The sequence below is a fragment of the Anaerocolumna sp. MB42-C2 genome (assembly GCF_030913705.1).
Taxonomy (GTDB): Bacteria; Bacillota; Clostridia; order Lachnospirales; family Lachnospiraceae; genus Anaerocolumna.
The window spans coordinates 3,311,881-3,330,420 of the sequence record NZ_CP133190.1 but is presented as its reverse complement, the minus strand read 5'-3'; the positions used below and the strand labels follow the sequence as shown (position 1 = coordinate 3,330,420).

Below are 18,540 nucleotides of genomic sequence, written 5' to 3'. Positions count from 1 at the left end.
GGGTAAAGTAATTTTTAAAATGGGTCGTTTTTTTGAACATATAGCAAAGTTATTTTTATTTTATTTTGGTTAATTTTACGTTATTCTTGTTAGCGTAAGCCGAAGTGCTTATAAACTTTATCGGAGGAGGATTAGTTATGGTAAAAAGAACTATTTTTAGACGGGGAGCAGCCCTGCTTCTTGTTTCGGTACTGGTACTTGGGACCTTTACTGCATGCGGAAAAAATAAGGAAACTAATAGCAGTGCAACTACTGGTAACACGACAGCAGACAGTTCTGCAGCTGAGGGAGAAACCCAAAAGATCAGAATTGCATGGTGGGGAAATCAGGTGCGTAATGATACTACATTAGCGGCATTGGATGCTTATACGGCAGAACATCCGAATGTAACCTTTGAAACTGAATTTTCGGATTGGAGCGGTTACTGGGATAAGATGGCTACCCAGGCAGCATCCGATAACCTACCGGATATCATTCAGCAAGACTATGCCTATGTAGCTCAATATCAGCAAAAAAATCAGCTTGCCAATCTGGATTCCTATGTAAGTTCCGGTGCGCTGAATGTATCAGATGTTAATGAAAGTGTTCTTTCAGCGGGTAAAATGGACGGATCTCTGTATGCTCTGGTTGCCGGAGTAAATGCGGTTTGCAGCGTTTATAATACAGATATGTTAGGAAAAGCCGGGCTGACAATATCAGATCATCCGACTTATAGCGAAGTAAAAAAATTGGCAGCCGAGATGAAAGAAAAATTAGGAGTGTCAACAGATATGCCTGCTGGTGAATGGGCAGTACAGATGATGGCAAGAGATAAGGGTGAAGTACTTTTTGACAGTAAAAACGCCAAGCTTGGTGTCAGTGAAGCAACAATGCTTCAATATTTTAAGGATATAGATGAAGAAATTAACAGTGACTGGGGACTTACCATCGATGTATTACAGGAAGCCACCACAGCCGGAGTGGAAGGAAGCCCTATAGCAACCGGAAAGACTTGGATCGCATTCCCGGCCTCCAATCAGATTGCAGCAATCAGGAATGCCAATAAGGATAAATTGGATATGACTATGTACATCAAAACAGATGATGCCACTAAGGAGAGTATGTATTTAAGACCATCCATGTTCTGGAGTGTAGCCGAATCATCAAAAAATAAGGATACAGCAGTGGATGTTATCAATTTCTTTACAAATTCTGAGAAAGCACAGGATAAATTAAAAGCGGAACGCGGAGTACCTATTTCCTCTAAAATAGCAAAATATATGGAACCATCTCTGGACGAAGTTCAGAAACAGCAGTTTGATTATATTGCCAAGGTTTCGGAGGTTGCAACTCCTATAGATCCTCCGTATCCTGCCGGTTCCAATGAAGTTATTACCCTTTTGGGTGAACTGACCGATTCGGTACGTTACCATGAATCAAAACCAGAGGATGCAGCAGCAAAATTTATAAAAGATGCTAATGACATCTTAGCTAAAAAAGGACAATAAAATAAATTAGAACTTAGAAATACCAGGTAATTGGGAACGAATCAAGGTATACCAATGTAATAACCTTGTTTCTTGTTACCTGGTTATAAAGTTGTATTGTATGAATTGCATGTCATAAAATACAAATTTTAAGTTTTACAATTACCTGACCTAAATAAAATTTTGAGAGGAGGGATTCCGATTAAAAATCATAAGTCAATAATTACGTTTCTGCAAAAAGAGCAGGTAGCAGGATATGTGTTTATAATGCCATTTATTATAGGTTTGTTTGCTTTTACCCTGATTCCTATTATTGCTTCTTTCGCACTTTCTTTTACCAACTATGATATACTTTCCACACCTAAGTTTGCCGGTCTGGATAATTTTATCAGAATGTTTACACAGGACCCGGTATTCTGGAAAAGTTTCGGTGTTACCTTTTTTTATGCCGTAGTATCGGTACCTTTAAAACTGATTATGGCTCTTATGGTCGCCATGTTTTTTCAAAGAAGTAGTAAAGCAACTTCCGTTTACAGGGCAGTTTATTATCTTCCGTCCATCATGGGAGGAAGCGTTGCGGTTGCCGTTTTATGGAGACGTATGTTTGCTTCAGACGGAGTTATAAACAGTGTGCTGCAACAGTTTGGCATAGCCTGTGATACCGGGTGGCTCAGCGGCACGAAGACCGCAATCTGGACACTGATTATTCTATCGGTATGGCAGTTTGGTTCCTCTATGCTGGTATTTCTGGCAGGTCTTAAGCAGATTCCGGTAACCCTGTATGAAGCAGCCAAGGTTGACGGGTGTTCCAGAGTGAAGCAATTCTTTAAAATCACTCTTCCTATGCTTACACCGATTATATTTTTTAATTTGATACAGCAGACAATAAATGCGTTTATGGCATTTACCCAGAGTTATGTTATTACCGGAGGAAAACCTCTAAACTCTACGCTGTTCTATACGGTTTATATGTATCAGCGTTCTTTTCAATATTCGGAAATGGGATACGGCTCAGCTATGGCATGGTTTATGCTTATTGTAGTGGCATTTCTTACAATTATGATTTTCCGGTCTTCAAACAGCTGGGTATACCGTGCTTCAGAGGAGGAATAGTCTCGAATAAGAAATACGAGCCAAAAGCCTCTGATACGAGGCGTGAGAAGAATAGCAAAAGACGAGACGTTATTCTTTAGAAAAGAGGTTATAATGGGAAATTCAAAAAAAATAAGACATGTACTTTATCATGCACTGGCTGTCGGGCTGGGATTTATTATGATCTATCCGCTTTTATGGATGATAATGAGTTCTTTTAAACCCAGTAATGAAATCTTTGCTAATGCGGGTTCCTTATTACCGAAAGAGTTTTATCCATCCAATTATCCAACCGGATGGAAAGGGTTTGGCGGTATCAGCTTTTCAACTTTCTTTAAAAACTCTTTTGTTATTTGTTTGCTTTCTACAGTGGGCTCCGTTTTTTCTTCCGCTTGTATTGCTTATGGGTTGTCCAGACTCCGTTTTAAAGGAAGAAAAATATGGTTTGTTATGATGTTACTTACTATGATGCTGCCTTTCCAAATAATTATGATCCCGCAATACATCATTTTCAACCGGGCGGGTTGGATTGGTACCATTTTGCCGCTGGTTATACCGGCGTATTTCGGCGGCGGGTTTTTCATCTTTCTTATTATGCAGTTTATATACGGAATTCCGAAAGATCTGGATGAAGCGGCTAAAATAGATGGCTGCTCTTTTTACGGAATATTTGGACGGGTGATTCTGCCATTGATCGTTCCGGCATTGATTACTTCCGCAATTTTTGCATTTATGTGGAAATGGGACGATTTTCTCGCTTCCCTTCTTTACCTTAATAATCCCAGTAATTATACGGTATCCCTTGCTCTTAAAATGTTCTCGGATCCATCTACACAGTCTGACTGGGGTGCTATGTTTGCCATGGCAACGCTCTCCATTCTTCCGATTATGCTGATCTTTATCTTTTGCCAGAAATATCTGGTGGAAGGAATCAGTACAGAAGGACTGAAAGGATAATAATCTGCTTCTGTTCACTATGACATAAAGTTTGTACAATCAAGCTTATATACTCAAAAAGCCTCCCAGATATCTCTTGTTTGAATGAGAAAGGGGAGGCTTATTATTTATTTCAAGCTATAAAAGAAAAAGCCCGCCCGGGCAGGATGCATACCTCGGGGAGTGGATGTATGTTGTTAACCAATCTGCGGGGGCGCGAAAGTGCCAGCAGACTGACTCTATCTTATATCTGAGATTAATCGGTTAAATCTTTGCGCATGAGATAATCAGTCTGTTCTTCCGGTCCCATAAAGAAAGAATGTTCACCCATTTTATAAAAACCATTTCTTATGTAAAAGGAAAGAGCAGTCTCATTTTTCTCCCAGACACCAAGCCAGAGGTAGGATTTGTTTCGATTCCTTGCAACTAAAGTCGACTTCTGCAGTAACAGCTTGCCAAAGCCCAGACCTTGATACTCTCTTTTTATATAGATTCGTTCAATTTCAAGGGACTGCTGGTCATTTATATCCGTCTGTACCTTGTAGTCATTTAATTTCAGGTAACCGGCCAGTTCCTCCATAATAAATAGAAGATAAAATATGGAATTACTGTTTAATAATTCCTTGCGCAGCTTTTTAATATCAAAAGCCTGTTCCAAATAGGCCTTCATACTGGAGTCCGTATTTTTATCCCGGAATGCATCATCATAGGTCTGGTAAGATATTTCGCGAAGTATAGGAAGATCATTCTGGGTACATTCTCTGATTAAATATTCCATAACACATGGTACCTCCTTATAGATGAAAGTAAAATCAAGTAATTGCGAGACTGCTATAATGTATATAGGTATCTCGCAAAGATCGTATGATTCAATTATTTATCAGGAATGATTATGTACTTTGTAATATCGTAAGTTTATTGTGTGACAAGGATTCTTTTACGTCAATAACATTCTGGTTGCTGCTGCCCCGCCAATGAAGCTGGCTGTCTAAAAGCTCAATTTGAAATCTGCCGTCTACAATAACATCCACAAAAGGCAGAAAGGAAAGCGTATGTATGTCATCCCAGTTAAATCCGGTATAGATCCAGATATTTTTACCTGGAAAGGTTGCATGGATTTCTTCTACCAGGGCGCCGATTTCCGAACGGTTGGCAGGATGAAGAGGGTCTCCTCCGCTTAAGGTAATTCCTTCGATATAATCTTTTCTAAGTTCTGCAAAAAGTTCTTCTTTTGCAGAAGCATCAAAAATTAATCCATCATTAATGTCCCAGGTTATTGGATTCTGACAGCCCGGGCAGCCATGAGTACAGCCGGATACCCATAATACCACACGTAGTCCGGTCCCATTAAGCATATCATCCTTGGTTATATTGTGATATCTCATTACATACTTTTCCTTTCCTTGATCTCTGCCATTTTTGCATCATTCAAACGGGTATCGCCTTTTACTCTGGAATAGGACAGGTAGCCATTCATACGGTCTATTTTAGTCAGATTGCTGCTGCCGCATTTCGGACATATATCCATCTCCAGTTCCTGATGACCGCAGTCATCGCAGTAAGCCAAAGATAAGTTGACACCCTCATAAAAGCCCATGTCCATTGCTCGTCTTACCAGCGCTTTTATTGCACTTAAATTATAATTAATCGGATATTTAACGTATTGAATCTTTCCGCCGTTGGATAGATCCCAGAAACGGTATTCCAGATCCTGTTTCTGTATCGGGGTAATATCTTCCGTTACATGGCAGTGGAAACTGTTACTTACATACTCACGGTCGGACACATTTTCAATAATTCCGTATTTTTTTCTGAATTGCTGTACCTGAAGACCGCACAGACTCTCCGCAGGAGTTCCGTAGATAGCATAAAGATGACCGTCTTCGTCTTTAAATTCTGATATTTTTTTGTTGATATACCCTAAAACCTCTAATGCAAATTCCCCGTCTTCTGCCAGGGATCTCTTATTATACAATTGCTGAAGTTCATTTAAAGCAGTAATTCCAAAGGAGGCAGTGGCTGAGCTTAATATGGGTTTTATTTTCTCATGAATTCCAAGATGTCCGCCGTAAAAACCGCCTTCGCAATATGCCAGAGGGTTGGTGGAGGCTCTCATTTCTCCCAGATATTCATAAGTTCTGATATGCAGATTACGGATCAGGTTAAGATAATAATCTAATACCTCATAAAAATCCCGGCTTTCCTGCCTTGCTTTTGCTAAAATCATTGGAAGGTGTAAACTTACGGCACCGATGTTAAAACGGCCGATAAAAACGGGTGTATCCAGATCATTAGCAGGTTTTAAGCCGCCTTCTCTGTACCAGGGGGATAAAAAGGCGCGGCACCCCATAGGACTGATAATTTCTCCATATTTCTTATACATACTTGCAACATAACCATCACCGGTTAAACTCAGCCAGTCCGGATACATAGTTTTACTGGAGCAGTGGATACCGGCCTCAAAAACATCCTCCAGTTCACAGCCTTTCCCGTGCAAGTTTTGGTCGTACAGGAATACAATTTTGGGAAATAGCACAGGTTTTTTACATTCTTTTTTACCCTGTCCCATACGCCTTACATCAAGCAGAGCAATAGAGGCCATTTTAGCAAATCTGCCCGTTCCCGTACCGGTTGTAACCGTAATAAACGGATAATCACCCCGGCTGCTGGCTACGGTGTTAAACTTATATTCCCAGCCCTGAAAACCTTTTTCAAAGTCCTCTTTCACATCCTTTAGTGCTTCCGCTTCCGCCTGTTCCGGTGAAATACCCAGATTTGTATATTTATCATAAAATAAAGCATAGGATTTCTCTGCATAGGGCTCCAGTAAAAGATCTACGCTTGGTACGGTAAAACCGCCGTACTGCTGACTGGCTGCACTAAGTACGATGTCTCCGATTACGTCAAAGGCAACATTTAAAGTTTTCGGTTCGTTGTACCAAAGGTTACCCATCTCAAATCCGCCTTTTAGAACCTGTTTTACGTCAAATAAACAGCAGTTCATGGTATCTCTTCTGGCGGACATATCATGTATGTAAATATAACCGTCTCTGGCAGCCTGCAGTTCTTCGGTAGTTAAAAAGAATTTCTGGTATAATTCTTTATTCAGCTGATTAAAAATAAGACTCCGTTTGGTAGAAACCAAAGCACTGTCCGTATTGCTGTTTTCTTTGTCCCCGATATACATAATGGACTGGCTCTTTTTATATACTTCATCTAACATATGTACAAAATCCTGCTTATAATTGCGGTAATCCCTGTAACTCTTAGCAACCAGTGGATTCGTCTGTTCCAAGGCACTTTCTACCACATTATGCATTTCACTGATATATATCTCGTTTTTATTCATTTCTTTTACTTTGTCTTCTACAAAATGACAAATGAACTCATGCTCTTTCGGTGTGAATTTAATAAGAGCCCGCTGCGCTGATTTATCAACGGCATGGATAACTTTCTGAACATTAAAATCTTCTTTGGTATTATCTTTTTTTACCACTTTTATCATTGATAATTCCTTCTTTCTAATATACTGCTTTCAATCTATCACCTGTCCGATGATAAAACCTTATTTGTAATCATTACTATATGCAGTGGTATTATATCATATCTGCACTAGATATAGTAGCCCTTTTCGAAAAAAAATAAAATTTTTTTTTGTTAAAGATCCAAAGCCAAGAAAATGTGGTATAATAACCTCAAATATGGTATTCTTTAGAATACAGGATTTTTAATAATTACCCCACAGAAACTAGTGTACTGATCATTAATTCGAATTTAAGCGTATCGGCACACTGGAAGGAGTTCTAACCATGAATTTGTTAAACATAGAAAAAATGAGCAAAAGCTTTACCGATAAAATTTTATTTGATCAGGTAACCCTGGGGATTAATGAAGGAGATAAAATAGGCGTAATCGGTATTAACGGAACCGGGAAATCTACCTTATTAAAAGTCATCGCAGGGTTAGAAGAACCGGATGAGGGAGGTGTTATAAAAGGCAAAAATGTGCGGGTGGAATACCTGGCACAAACTCCCGTATTCAACGAAAACCTGACGATATTGGAAAATGTTGTACATGGTAAAAAAGCAGCGGAAGAGTACCGTAATCTGGAGGGTGAAGCAAAAACCATGCTGCAGAAATTAGGAATAGAAGACTATGAAGGACAAGTGAATACCTTATCGGGAGGTCAGAAAAAGAGAGTGGCATTAGTAAGAACTCTGTTAACTCCGGCCGAAATCCTGGTTTTAGACGAGCCTACCAATCATTTGGACAATGAAATGGCAGAGTGGCTGGAGGATTATCTGAATAAATACCAGGGTGCGTTTATTATGGTAACGCATGACCGTTATTTCCTCGATACGGTAACAAATAAAATAGTTGAAATAGATAAAGGAAATATATATACTTATATAGCGAATTATACTAAATTCCTTCAGTTAAAAGCAGAACGGGAAGACATGGAGATGGCTACCGAGCGGAAGAATAAAAGTCTGTACCGCATGGATTTAGAGTGGATGATGCGTGGTGCCAAAGCGAGATCTACCAAGCAGAAAGCTCATATACAGCGCTTCGAAGAATTAAGAGACCGTAAGGTTATAGAAAAAGATAAAAACGTTGAATTAAATTCTCTGTCTTCCAGATTGGGGAAGAAAACCGTTGAGATCAGCCATATTAGTAAAGCATATGGGGACAGGCAGTTAATTAAGGATTTTAACTATATCATGTTAAAAAACGACCGGTTAGGTGTTGTCGGTCCTAACGGCAGCGGAAAAACAACACTGTTAAAAATTATTACCGGGAATGCAGAGCCGGACGAGGGTTATGTAGAGATGGGAACAACCGTTAAAATCGGTTACTTTTCTCAGGAAAATGAATACATGGACGAAAGTCTCAAAGTGATTGAGTATATCCGTAATGTGGCAGAATATATAGAAACCAGCGAGGGAAGTGCCAGTGCCTCCCAGATGCTTGAAAAATTTTTGTTTACCGGGGCCATGCAGTACTCCCTGATCAGTAAGTTATCCGGCGGGGAGAAGAGAAGGTTATATCTGTTAAAAGTATTAATGGAAGCGCCCAATGTCCTGATTTTAGATGAGCCTACCAATGACCTTGATATTAAAACCCTCACCATATTGGAGGATTATCTGGATAATTTTGATGGTATTGTGTTAACCGTATCCCATGACAGGTATTTTTTAGACCGTATCGTAAGCCGTATCTTTGCATTTGAAGAAAATGGAATCATTAGGCAATATGAAGGAGGTTTTACCGATTATAAGGATGCCGTATGCGATAGGGAAAGGTCCCGGGAAAAAGGCAAGGAAAGCGACAGTAAAAACAATAACTCCGGTGATGCCTCCAAAGACGGTAAACAAAAAACCAGGGAAGTTAAATTAAAATTCACTTACAACGAACAAAAAGAGTTTGATGAAATTGATACTGTTATAGCAGAGCTGGAAGACAGTCTTAATGAGATAGAAGCCGCAATGGCGAAAGAATCCAGTAATTATGCAAAGTTAAGTGAATTAATAGAGCAGAAAAGTTCTTTAGAAAAGAAACTGGAAGAAAAAATGGATCGTTGGATGTATCTGAATGATTTGGCAGAACAAATTGAAAATGCAAAAAAATAATTATATATATACATTTAGGAGGTATTATTATGACTAAAATTGAACTTGTAAGAGCAGAAATGGTTAAGGCTATGAAGGCCGGTGACAAAGGAAGAAAGGATGCACTTTCGGCTCTTTTGACCGCACTCAAAAACGTAGCCATTGATAAGAGATCGGATTTAACCGAAGAGGAAGAGAATGCAGTTGTATTAAAAGAAATTAAGCAGTTAAAAGAAACCTTAGAATCCGCACCGGCAGACAGAACGGATATTACAGAGGAATGTAATATGAGAATTTCTGTATTAACTGAATTTGCACCTCAATTTATGACTGAAGAAGAGATTAAAAAAGTGATTAGCGAAGTTTTGGCTGATTTATCTATAACCGAACCAACGGCGAAAGATAAAGGAAAGATCATGAAAGAGCTTATGCCAAAAGTAAAAGGTAAGGCAGATGGTAAGATGGTAAACGATATGGTTGCCGCCTTATTTAATTAAACTTAAACCTACACCAATAACAATGGGATGTATCATCCCCGCAGACTAATATTCACCGGATAATTACGATCGGAAGAATACAAAATTCAAAACCTGAAAGGGTAAAGGATTAATCTGTGGGAGATACATCCCATTTTCATTTTGAATAATGAACCTCCTAAGATTATCCAAGCTTTGTCATATATTTTAATGAGCAGAATATAATTAATATAAGTATATTAGTGCGATGATTGTACAACTTGTTAACTGTGCTATCAGACACGGGAAAGTAAGGGAGTAAAAAATGCCTGACTATAAAAGATTAGTTTCATACATGTATAATTATGAAGACGGGGCGAAGAAAAATAATGTAGGTTATGCCAGAGTAGAAGCTAGAAACGGACAGTGTAAATGCACCCTCCATATTGCGGCACCCAGTTTAAATGATAAACAATTAAAGGTGTATATATTTAAAAGAAGAAATGATGGGCTTGAGGGTATCTTACTTGGAACATTCCAGGTTAAAAACGGAGTCGGTGACTATAAGACGGTAACAGACTCCTTACATATTATGAATTCCTCCTATAGCTTGGATGATATGGGCGGAATCGTATTGTATCTCACGGAAAGGAAATTTTTTGCTACTTCCTGGGATGATGTCCCCATAACTATGGAGCTGGTGACCGGAATAGAGAGCGCAAAGTATGAAAAAGAATTACAGGCAGCAGCTGTTTATGTAACCAGACTTGATCAACTGACAAAGAGTACAGAGAATCAAAAAGAAATAACGGTTAAAGAGCAGGTTAAAAAAGATTCTGAAAATTCTGTAAAGCAGGTTGAACAAAAAGAATTATTAGAAGAAGCCCCGAATAATGAGGGGGAAGTGTTTAATGATTTTGCGGATAAAAAAGAAGCAGGAGAGACAGAATCAAATATTGGAATAAGACAGAAAGAAGCAACAGAAGTAGCAGCCAATGAAGTAAGTAAGGATGAAAGTCAGAACGATAACCGAAAAGAAAATAAAGAAGATGGAAAAAGTGAAAAAGAAGAAGAGAATCGTATTGTTGATGAATTAAATGCTCCCGTTGAAATTCTTCAGAAAGAAGAGTTGTTAAAAGGGGATAGGAAAGAGCAAGCGGAGGAATCCAATTCCATTGATTATAACTTTTATAATAAAAATAGGTTTACATCTGATTCTTCCTGGCAGAAACCCTTAAGCGATAACATAAATTATAATAAATCTGTAGAAGCAGAGCAATTTGAAGGGGGAAAGACTACTGCTTTTGACGATTTTAATTTGCAGAATACTGGTTCACAGAAAGATGATTTACAAAACGTTATGGAACCCCAGACTATAGCAGAAGACAGACAATCAAAATTACAGGAAGAAGAGTGCCAAAAAGATGGAGAGAGACAGCCGTTCTTTGAGGACCATCCTTTAGCAAAAAAGATATACCGTTCTTTCCCGAGAATGTATCCCTTTGAAGATAACGAAATTGCCTGGTGTGTAAGATTAGAACCCCAGGATATTGGAATGTTTCCAATGGAAGCCTGGATATTAGGCAATAATAGTTTTCTGTTGCATGGATATTATAGTTACAGACATCTGATTTTTGCCAGAATGAATGATAAGAATGGGTTCAGTTATATTCTTGGTGTACCTGGAATCTACCACAACAGAGAAAAATTTATGGCTAAAATGTTTGGGTTTGAAAATTTTAAATGTGTAAAGAGAAAAACTCAAAGAACAGGAGAATTTGGTTATTGGTATATTCCTATTACCTTAAATTAAAGATTAGTTAGATAGAATGGTTTGGGTGTAATTTTCACTCAAATCATTCTCTATTTACCAGGAAAGTTCTCAGAACTTCCCCGGTAAATAAAAAGCCCTACCGGGCAGAATGCGCAATCGTGCGTATGGAATTATGCCAGCAAGGCTGACCTCCCTCAGCGTCCAAAGTAGAATAGTCCCTCATGAATGAGGGGAACGGAGAGTTGAAGTGGACTTGCCCACTTTGTTATACTATTAGTATTCTTCAAACTCTGTATTGATATAAGCATATCGGGCATGATCTTCCCACTTATGATTAATATGGATGCTGGATTTAGACAGGCCTTCATAAGAAAATCCCAGTTTCTCAATAAGGTGGGTGGACCGGGTATTTAACGGCATGATATTTGCTTCGATTCGGTGTATTTTATAATCCGACAATAAAACCTCCATCCCTGCCTGAACACTTTCTAATGCGTAACCGCAATTTAAGTGGTATTGGTCGAATTTATAACCCAGCTGACAGGTGAAATAAGATCCCCGGATTATATTATAAAAATTGATAGAACCGATTATAGTATGGGGGGCTTCTTTTAGAAAAACCCAATACCGCAGCAGCTTGGACTGCAGCATTAAGTTGTATTCTATGGACAGAGAAAGCCTCTGATAGGAAAGTGTATAAAAATTCGGATCACGTTCCGGTTCCCAGGGTTCGAAATGTTCTTTATTGTTCTCATAAAAGGTTAATACTTTATCCGCATCATTTGGATGTAAAATATTTAAGATAAGACGATCCGTATTAAAAGTCATCTGCATAATTTTATTCTCCTGGTTACTTTCATGAAATAAAGTAAGGCTCTACCGTACTTTTATATTTCAGGGAATGTCAATCAATACCCCGTATTGAAACATTTTGAACATAAGAGGATAGAACATCTTTGTATTCCAGTAATTCTTGTTTTGTCGGACTGCCAAGCCCCGTTTGAATCATATCATCAGAATCTTTATAGGACTGTAAATAGTATGCTTTTGCACCTTGAATCCATTCGCCTATATGTTGTATATCTCTTTTTGTATGATGCTCTCTCACTACAGTGGTACGAAACTCATAATCAACAGGGTTTGATAAGAGATAAAATACACTCTCATTCACCCTTGATATATCGAAAGAATCGATACCGCAGCTTAAACTGTACTTTTCTCTGGAATTTTTAATATCCATAGCAATATAATCAAGATATCCGTTCTTAGTCAATTCTTTTATTATATGCGGATTGTTTCCGTTTGTATCTAATTTTACCAGATATCCCAGTTCTTTTATTTTATGTATAAATGAAACTAAACCAGGATAGAGAGTGGGTTCTCCTCCGGTAATGCAGATGCCCTCGATTATTCCGACTCTTTTTCTTAAAGTTTTAAATATTTCCTCTTCCGGAATAGTTGGCTGATTTGCCGGTGAAAGCACCAAAGATGCATTATGGCAGAAAGGGCAGCGAAAATTACAGCCTCCTAAGAAAATGGTTGAAGCTATATGTTCCGGATAATCCAACAGGGTTGTTTTTTGAAAACCGTGTATTTCCATTTGCAATTATTTCCTTCCAGCTCCGATTCATTTCATTGGAGAAATAACCGGATTAACATTTATTATAACTATTTATACATTGCCTATTGATTTACTTCATGCTAAGATAAATATAGCAGATAAGAGGAAATTCGTCCATAGTATATTCCTTTCATCTTAATTTATGAGAGACTATAAAGGAAAATGAAATGAATTTAAAATATATGAAAGAAGCTTTAAAAGAAGCGAAAAAAGCGGCAAAACTCGGAGAAGTACCTATCGGATGCGTGATAGTCTATGAGGACAGGATTATAGGCAGAGGTTATAACAAAAGGAATACCAGGAAAACAACCTTAGCTCATGCGGAACTTATCGCCATACAGAAAGCAAGTAAGGTGATAGGGGACTGGAGGTTAGAGGACTGTACTATGTATGTGACGCTTGAACCTTGCCAGATGTGTTCCGGAGCTATTGTACAAGCCCGAATGAAAGAAGTTGTTTTAGGGGCTATGAATCCGAAAGCAGGATGCGCCGGCTCAATCTTAAATATACTTCAGATGGAAGAGTTTAACCATCAGGTTGAACTTATTACCGGGGTAATGAAAGAAGAATGTGAAGCTGTACTTAAAGAGTTTTTTAAGGATCTAAGAGTACGAAATAAATTGGAAAAAGGGAAACAGGAATAATATAAGGATGATTAGATGGCACAGGATGAATATAAAATTATTGAAGACACTTTGGATACGTTAAATACTTTATTTCACATTATAGAAGAGTATGTCATCATCGTAGATGAATATGGTTCTATCATTGATATGAATCAGCCCGCTCTGCAGAGATTTGGTTATAAGGAAGAAGAGGTATATGGTAAAAACATCTTATTTTTTTATCCTGCAGAGAGACAGAAGGAAGCTTTTGAAGCTTCTATGTTAATGATGGAAGGAAAAATAAACGTATGTAATATTCCGGTTATTACAAAAGATGGTGAATATATACCTGCCGAGACCCGGGTTTTTAAAGGGAACTGGAAAGGGAGGAATGTCGGAATCGGGATGATTAAGGACATTGCTCTTATAAAGAAATATAAAAATTTATTAAGAACCATGATAGATGCTACACCCGACCTTATTTTTATAAAAGATACTGATGGTAAATATTTATGGTGTAATAAAGCCTTTGCAATTAAGTTTATAGGAGCCAAAGAGGAGAATATAATCGGTAAAACCGATATGGAGGTAATGAAAGATACAGCGCTGGTGGATAAGTTAAATATGGTTGAAGCTGACATCATAAAAAATCGAAAAACCAGTATGGTGGAACATACTATTACCATGGCTGACTTAAAAGAATCTGTTGTGGAAATTTCCCAGACTCCCATTATGAATGAAAATAATAATATCATTGGTATAATCGGTGTTGCCAGAGATATAACGGCAAGAAAAAAAAACGAAAAACAGTTAAAAATACAAACGGATTACGCCAATATGCTGTTAAAAACGGTTCCCAGTGCGGTATTTACTATTGATAAAAACAGGAAGATTACCAGTTGGAATAAATGGGCGGAGCAGTTAACCGGGTATTCTGATCAAGAAGCAATCGGCAAGGACTGCAGCTTGTTATCGGACAAGGAGTGTTGCAGGTCCTGCAGCTTATACCGGATGGATTTGAAAAAACCGGTACTTGGTAAGATAGGTACTATACGTAATAAAAAAGGCGAACTGCGGTATATTTCTAAAAATTTGGATTTAATCCTGGATGATAAAGGCGAAGTGATAGGTGGAATTGAATGCTTTGATGATATAACGGAACGGATAGACACCGAAAAAGAATTGAGGCGGAAGGAAAAAATACTTTCTGCGGTTGCTTTGTCTATCAAGGAATTCTTGGATAATACGAGTTATTTGGATGCTGTTCGTAAATCATTTGAGCTTCTTGGTCCGGCTACGGAGGTAGACCGGATTTATTTATTTCAGAATTATTGTGATGCTTTGGGAAAATGTCATACGAGCCCAAAAGTAGAATGGAAGTTCGGTGATAATAGTGAGCAAATTATTGACCCACTGTTACAGGAGATTCCTTTTGATGATATTATAAGTTTTATTAGACCGTTACTAAGGGGTGAAACTTACTCCGGAATTGTAAATGATTTAGAGCATAACAGAACCAGGGAGCTGTTGGAAGCTGCAGGTATCCTATCTATTACAGCCATACCAATTTATGTAAATAATATTTTCTGGGGTTTTGTCAGTTTTGCCGATTGCATAAGAGAAAGAAATTGGTCTGAAGCAGAATTTTCTGCATTAAGAGCATTTGCAAATTCTGCGGAGAGGGCCATTGTACGAAGCATATTAAATGAAGAACTGCACCGTTCCAAAAAAGAAGCGGAGGCAGCAAACGTACTTAAAAGTCAGTTTCTGGCCAATATGTCACATGAAATCAGAACACCTATGAATGGTATTATCGGATTTGTTGATTTATTATTGCATACGGAATTAAATGCAGAACAGACCGTGTATCTAAAGTATGTGAAGTCGGCCTCCAGTGAACTAATGTTATTGCTTAATGATATTTTAGATTACTCTAAGATGGAAGCAGAGAAATTGGTTTTGGAGCATATTCCATTTGACATTCAACTGTTGGCGAAAGAGACCATTGCGCTTTTTACCCCTACAGCGAAAAGAAAAAATCTGGAGCTTAAAGTAGTGTTTGGAAAAAATTTTTCGCAGCTTATCTATGGTGATCCGGGTAGATTAAGACAGGTTTTGTATAATCTTATAGATAATGCTATAAAGTTTACACATAAAGGAGAAATATCTCTTATTATATATCCTCTGAGGATAGAAGAAACTACTGTTACGTTACGGTTCCTTATAAAGGATACAGGTATCGGCATCAGTAAGGAAATATTACCAAACCTCTTTTCTGCATTTACCCAGGCTGATTTATCAACCACAAGAAAATACGGTGGGACCGGTCTTGGCCTTGCGATTTCCAATAAGATTATCCGTTTGATGGATAGTGAAATAATAGCGTTCAGTACACCTGGCAAAGGGAGTGAATTTAAGTTTGATATAAATTTTGATAGGAGTAATCAAAGTGACATAGAGAAAGATTATAATGAAAAAAATTATTCGGAGGTAATTAATTACAATATAATTGGGGCGGATGAGTTATATGATCAGGATTTAAAAATTACAGAAAAGCCTCCTCAAAAAAACCGGGTAAATGTTCTGCTTGTTGAGGATGTACTGCCAAATCAGAAATTGGCAACAGTAATATTAGAAAAACTTGGATACCGTGTCAGTATTGTAGAAAACGGATTAAAAGCGGTGGCTTCTTGTTCGGATGAAAAGTTTGATATTATTTTAATGGATTGCCAAATGCCGGAAATGGATGGTTATGAGGCAGCTTCCATTATTAAAAACAGTAAGGGTATCAATAGGGATACGGTTATCATTGCAATGACCGCAAATGCTATGGAAGAGGATAGGGATAAATGTCTTGCGGCTGGTATGGACGACTACATCAGTAAACCAATTACGATGGAAAAACTGAATAAAACAATTACTCAGTGGATGAAAAAAGAGTTATCATAGATCAGCTATAAATGGAAGGTACTTTCGCTGTGATTTGGATAATTATATTACTGTTCACTCCCCTGCAAAAAGCAGCAGTTCCGTGAACAATAACAAAATTATGCTAATTGCATGTAATAATATGACTTTTAGTACTGGAGAAAAGTACTAAAATCATTTATAATAGAGCGGAAGGGGGTTATAAAAATGGATGAAATCATTGTGGACATATATTCCTTCCGAAAGGATGCAGGTTTGGATTATGATACTTTAAAGGAGTTGTATTTCATCTTTGCAGAAGAAATAATTCAGGAAAAAAATGAGATTAACACTTACTTAGAACAGAATAAGGCGGAAGAGCTGCTGCCGGTTGTACATAAAATGAAAGGAATAGCAAGCAGCTATCGTACACCTGTAATTCTTGAAATTGCTGTCGGATTGGAAAGTAAACTAAAAAACAAAGATTTTGATACGTTGGAACCTGTAATAAATCAACTAAATAAAGCAATTGCTCAGGTGGCCGATGCTATTGCTTTATATTTTCAAAATTAATTTACCAGATTATTTTTGATTGCAAATACAGCTAGTTGGGTTCTGTCTCTTAACTGGAGTTTGGATATAATTTCAGTTACTTTATTCTTTATTGTACCCTCGGCCATAAACAAGACGGACCCAATTTGTTTATTATCATACCCTGCAACGATAAACGAAATTATTTGCAGATCTTTCTCAGTTAATGCTACAGGAATTCCTCCAATCTCAATGGATTTATCTTTTTTCTTTAAAGTATCAGGCTCATTTTTTGCTAAAGGTACGGAATTAAGCACTTTTTTATGTATAATTCCTAAACCAGCTGCAGTACTTTTGATTGAAAGAATCAATTCTTCCGTGCCGATATCTTTTACAATATATCCGTCGGCACCATTACAAATTGCTTCAGCAACATCATCCCCATTACTGGAAGCGGTGAGGATAAGTACTTTAACATGGGGATAATTTGTTTTAATTAACTTGGTGGCTTCGGTTCCATTACATAAAGGCATTGCAATATCCATTAAAACAATATCCGGATTGGTTTTTGAACAAAACTCATATGCCTCTTTGCCATCCCCTACACAACCAATTACTTTAATATCACTATTATTTTCAATTATATATTTAAAACTTTCCCGTAAAAGTTTTTGATCATCTGCTATTAATAATCTTATCATTAGAAACTCCATTCTCCCTTATACAAGTATATTATAACATTTTGTTAAAATTAAAACAATGCAAGAAGTGAACACTTTTGAACTTATTTGAAATTGATTTATTATGGACACAGATGTTATAAAATGCAGATATTTAGCATATAATAACAAATGTTTACCACTACCTGCCTGTTTCAATATACTTGACTTTTTTTATGAAATGAAGTATACTATTTCACACAGGTTTATTAAACTGATTGAATCTGTTTTTATAATTTGTTAATCGGCTATAGAAAGCCGAATTCATAATAGCCAAAAAGTTTCCGTGCAGCCGGGGAGATAGCGGTGCCCTGTACCTGCAATCCGCTACAGCAGGGGTGATGCCTTGCCTAGGGTGCTTTTTTGTAGGGCTGCCCCCTATAAGTGATGTTGACGTCTGGGTCTTACGCAACAGGAATTCGTGAACCGTGTCAGGTCAGGAATGGAGCAGCACTAAGCGAAAGCTCTTGTGTGCCGTAAGGCTGCCTGGGCCGAGTTAACTGTAGGGGTAACGCCTATGAAGAGCATTCGAAGCAAGACGCACGGAATTTAATAACAATAAATTTAATAGAGGCAAAGATGTCGTCACTTTTGTGAACGGCATTTTTTTATGCAATAGAAAAATGCGTCCTATTGCATAAAAAGCTCTACCGTGCAGGATGCGCATCTCGGCGGAAAGGAATTGATTGCAGAGGGCTCGCTTTGGCGCGAGAGTATCAGCTCGCCGATGCCTTGTTCTTCCGGATTACAAGTTATTTTAAAGGGGTACATTACGGTTACCCGCTCATTTCCTATGGTAGGAGCTGCCAAAGGGGGTAGTTTTCT

General features: G+C 37.8%; 15 protein-coding genes and 1 other RNA gene. 10 read left to right on the top strand and 6 right to left on the bottom strand.

The genetic code is table 11. The features are described from left to right. Positions 1 to 137: 137 nt before the first annotated feature. From RBU59_RS14690 to RBU59_RS14680, 3 genes are all read left to right on the top strand, one after another. Positions 138 to 1,487, top strand: a complete 1,350-nt coding sequence (locus RBU59_RS14690; RefSeq protein ID WP_308143272.1) for an ABC transporter substrate-binding protein — start codon at positions 138 to 140, stop codon at positions 1,485 to 1,487. A gap of 246 nt (positions 1,488 to 1,733) precedes the next feature. Next, positions 1,734 to 2,579: a carbohydrate ABC transporter permease gene (locus RBU59_RS14685; protein ID WP_308143271.1), complete on the top strand. Its 846-nt coding sequence runs from the start codon at positions 1,734 to 1,736 to the stop codon at positions 2,577 to 2,579. A 93-nt stretch (positions 2,580 to 2,672) separates the two neighbouring features. Further along, positions 2,673 to 3,515 (top strand): carbohydrate ABC transporter permease, encoded by an 843-nt coding sequence (locus RBU59_RS14680; RefSeq protein ID WP_308143270.1) that lies wholly within the window; start codon positions 2,673 to 2,675, stop codon positions 3,513 to 3,515. A gap of 235 nt (positions 3,516 to 3,750) precedes the next feature. On the opposite strand, the gene RBU59_RS14675 is transcribed toward RBU59_RS14680, so the two are convergent. From RBU59_RS14675 to nrdD, 3 genes are all read right to left on the bottom strand, one after another. After that, entirely contained in the window at positions 3,751 to 4,272 is a 522-nt protein-coding gene (locus tag RBU59_RS14675) for a GNAT family N-acetyltransferase (protein ID WP_308143269.1), read from the bottom strand. Between the two features lie 112 nt (positions 4,273 to 4,384). After that, a complete protein-coding gene (nrdG, locus tag RBU59_RS14670) occupies positions 4,385 to 4,879 on the bottom strand; it encodes an anaerobic ribonucleoside-triphosphate reductase activating protein (protein ID WP_308143268.1) in 495 nt (164 codons plus the stop codon). Continuing rightward, positions 4,879 to 6,999 carry an anaerobic ribonucleoside-triphosphate reductase gene (nrdD, locus tag RBU59_RS14665; protein WP_308143267.1) on the bottom strand — a complete coding sequence of 707 codons (2,121 nt, stop codon included), beginning with the start codon at positions 6,997 to 6,999 and terminating at the stop codon, positions 4,879 to 4,881. Before nrdD ends, nrdG begins: the two co-directional genes overlap by 1 nt. Positions 7,000 to 7,303: 304 nt before the next feature. Here nrdD and RBU59_RS14660 point away from each other — a divergent pair, with 304 nt between their 5' ends. From RBU59_RS14660 to RBU59_RS14650, 3 genes are all read left to right on the top strand, one after another. Continuing rightward, on the top strand, positions 7,304 to 9,124 hold the full coding sequence (locus RBU59_RS14660; protein ID WP_308143266.1) for an ABC-F family ATP-binding cassette domain-containing protein: 1,821 nt from the start codon (positions 7,304 to 7,306) through the stop codon (positions 9,122 to 9,124). 29 nt (positions 9,125 to 9,153) lie between these two features. Beyond that, a complete protein-coding gene (locus tag RBU59_RS14655; protein WP_308143265.1) occupies positions 9,154 to 9,600 on the top strand; it encodes a GatB/YqeY domain-containing protein in 447 nt (148 codons plus the stop codon). Positions 9,601 to 9,883: 283 nt separating this feature from the next. Then, positions 9,884 to 11,371: a DUF6128 domain-containing protein gene (locus RBU59_RS14650; RefSeq protein ID WP_308143264.1), complete on the top strand. Its 1,488-nt coding sequence runs from the start codon at positions 9,884 to 9,886 to the stop codon at positions 11,369 to 11,371. Between the two features lie 234 nt (positions 11,372 to 11,605). Here RBU59_RS14650 and RBU59_RS14645 read toward each other — a convergent pair whose 3' ends face one another. After that, complete coding sequence (locus RBU59_RS14645) at positions 11,606 to 12,166, bottom strand: GNAT family N-acetyltransferase (RefSeq protein ID WP_308143263.1); 561 nt, start codon at positions 12,164 to 12,166, stop codon at positions 11,606 to 11,608. 70 nt (positions 12,167 to 12,236) lie between these two features. Beyond that, a complete protein-coding gene (locus RBU59_RS14640) occupies positions 12,237 to 12,932 on the bottom strand; it encodes an anaerobic ribonucleoside-triphosphate reductase activating protein (RefSeq protein ID WP_308143262.1) in 696 nt (231 codons plus the stop codon). A gap of 188 nt (positions 12,933 to 13,120) precedes the next feature. Here RBU59_RS14640 and tadA point away from each other — a divergent pair, with 188 nt between their 5' ends. From tadA to RBU59_RS14625, 3 genes are all read left to right on the top strand, one after another. After that, entirely contained in the window at positions 13,121 to 13,597 is a 477-nt protein-coding gene (tadA, locus tag RBU59_RS14635; RefSeq protein ID WP_308143261.1) for a tRNA adenosine(34) deaminase TadA, read from the top strand. A 15-nt stretch (positions 13,598 to 13,612) separates the two neighbouring features. Continuing rightward, complete coding sequence (locus tag RBU59_RS14630; protein WP_308143260.1) at positions 13,613 to 16,507, top strand: PAS domain-containing hybrid sensor histidine kinase/response regulator; 2,895 nt, start codon at positions 13,613 to 13,615, stop codon at positions 16,505 to 16,507. 186 nt (positions 16,508 to 16,693) lie between these two features. Next, complete coding sequence (locus tag RBU59_RS14625) at positions 16,694 to 17,038, top strand: Hpt domain-containing protein (RefSeq protein ID WP_308143259.1); 345 nt, start codon at positions 16,694 to 16,696, stop codon at positions 17,036 to 17,038. Here the strand turns inward: RBU59_RS14625 and RBU59_RS14620 are convergent. After that, entirely contained in the window at positions 17,035 to 17,697 is a 663-nt protein-coding gene (locus RBU59_RS14620) for a response regulator transcription factor (protein ID WP_308143258.1), read from the bottom strand. The genes RBU59_RS14625 and RBU59_RS14620 overlap by 4 nt on opposite strands. Positions 17,698 to 17,999: 302 nt before the next feature. On the opposite strand from RBU59_RS14620, the gene ffs reads away from it, so the two are divergent. Further along, positions 18,000 to 18,261, top strand: an RNA gene (gene ffs / locus RBU59_RS14615) — signal recognition particle sRNA large type. The last annotated feature ends 279 nt before the right edge of the window (positions 18,262 to 18,540 follow it).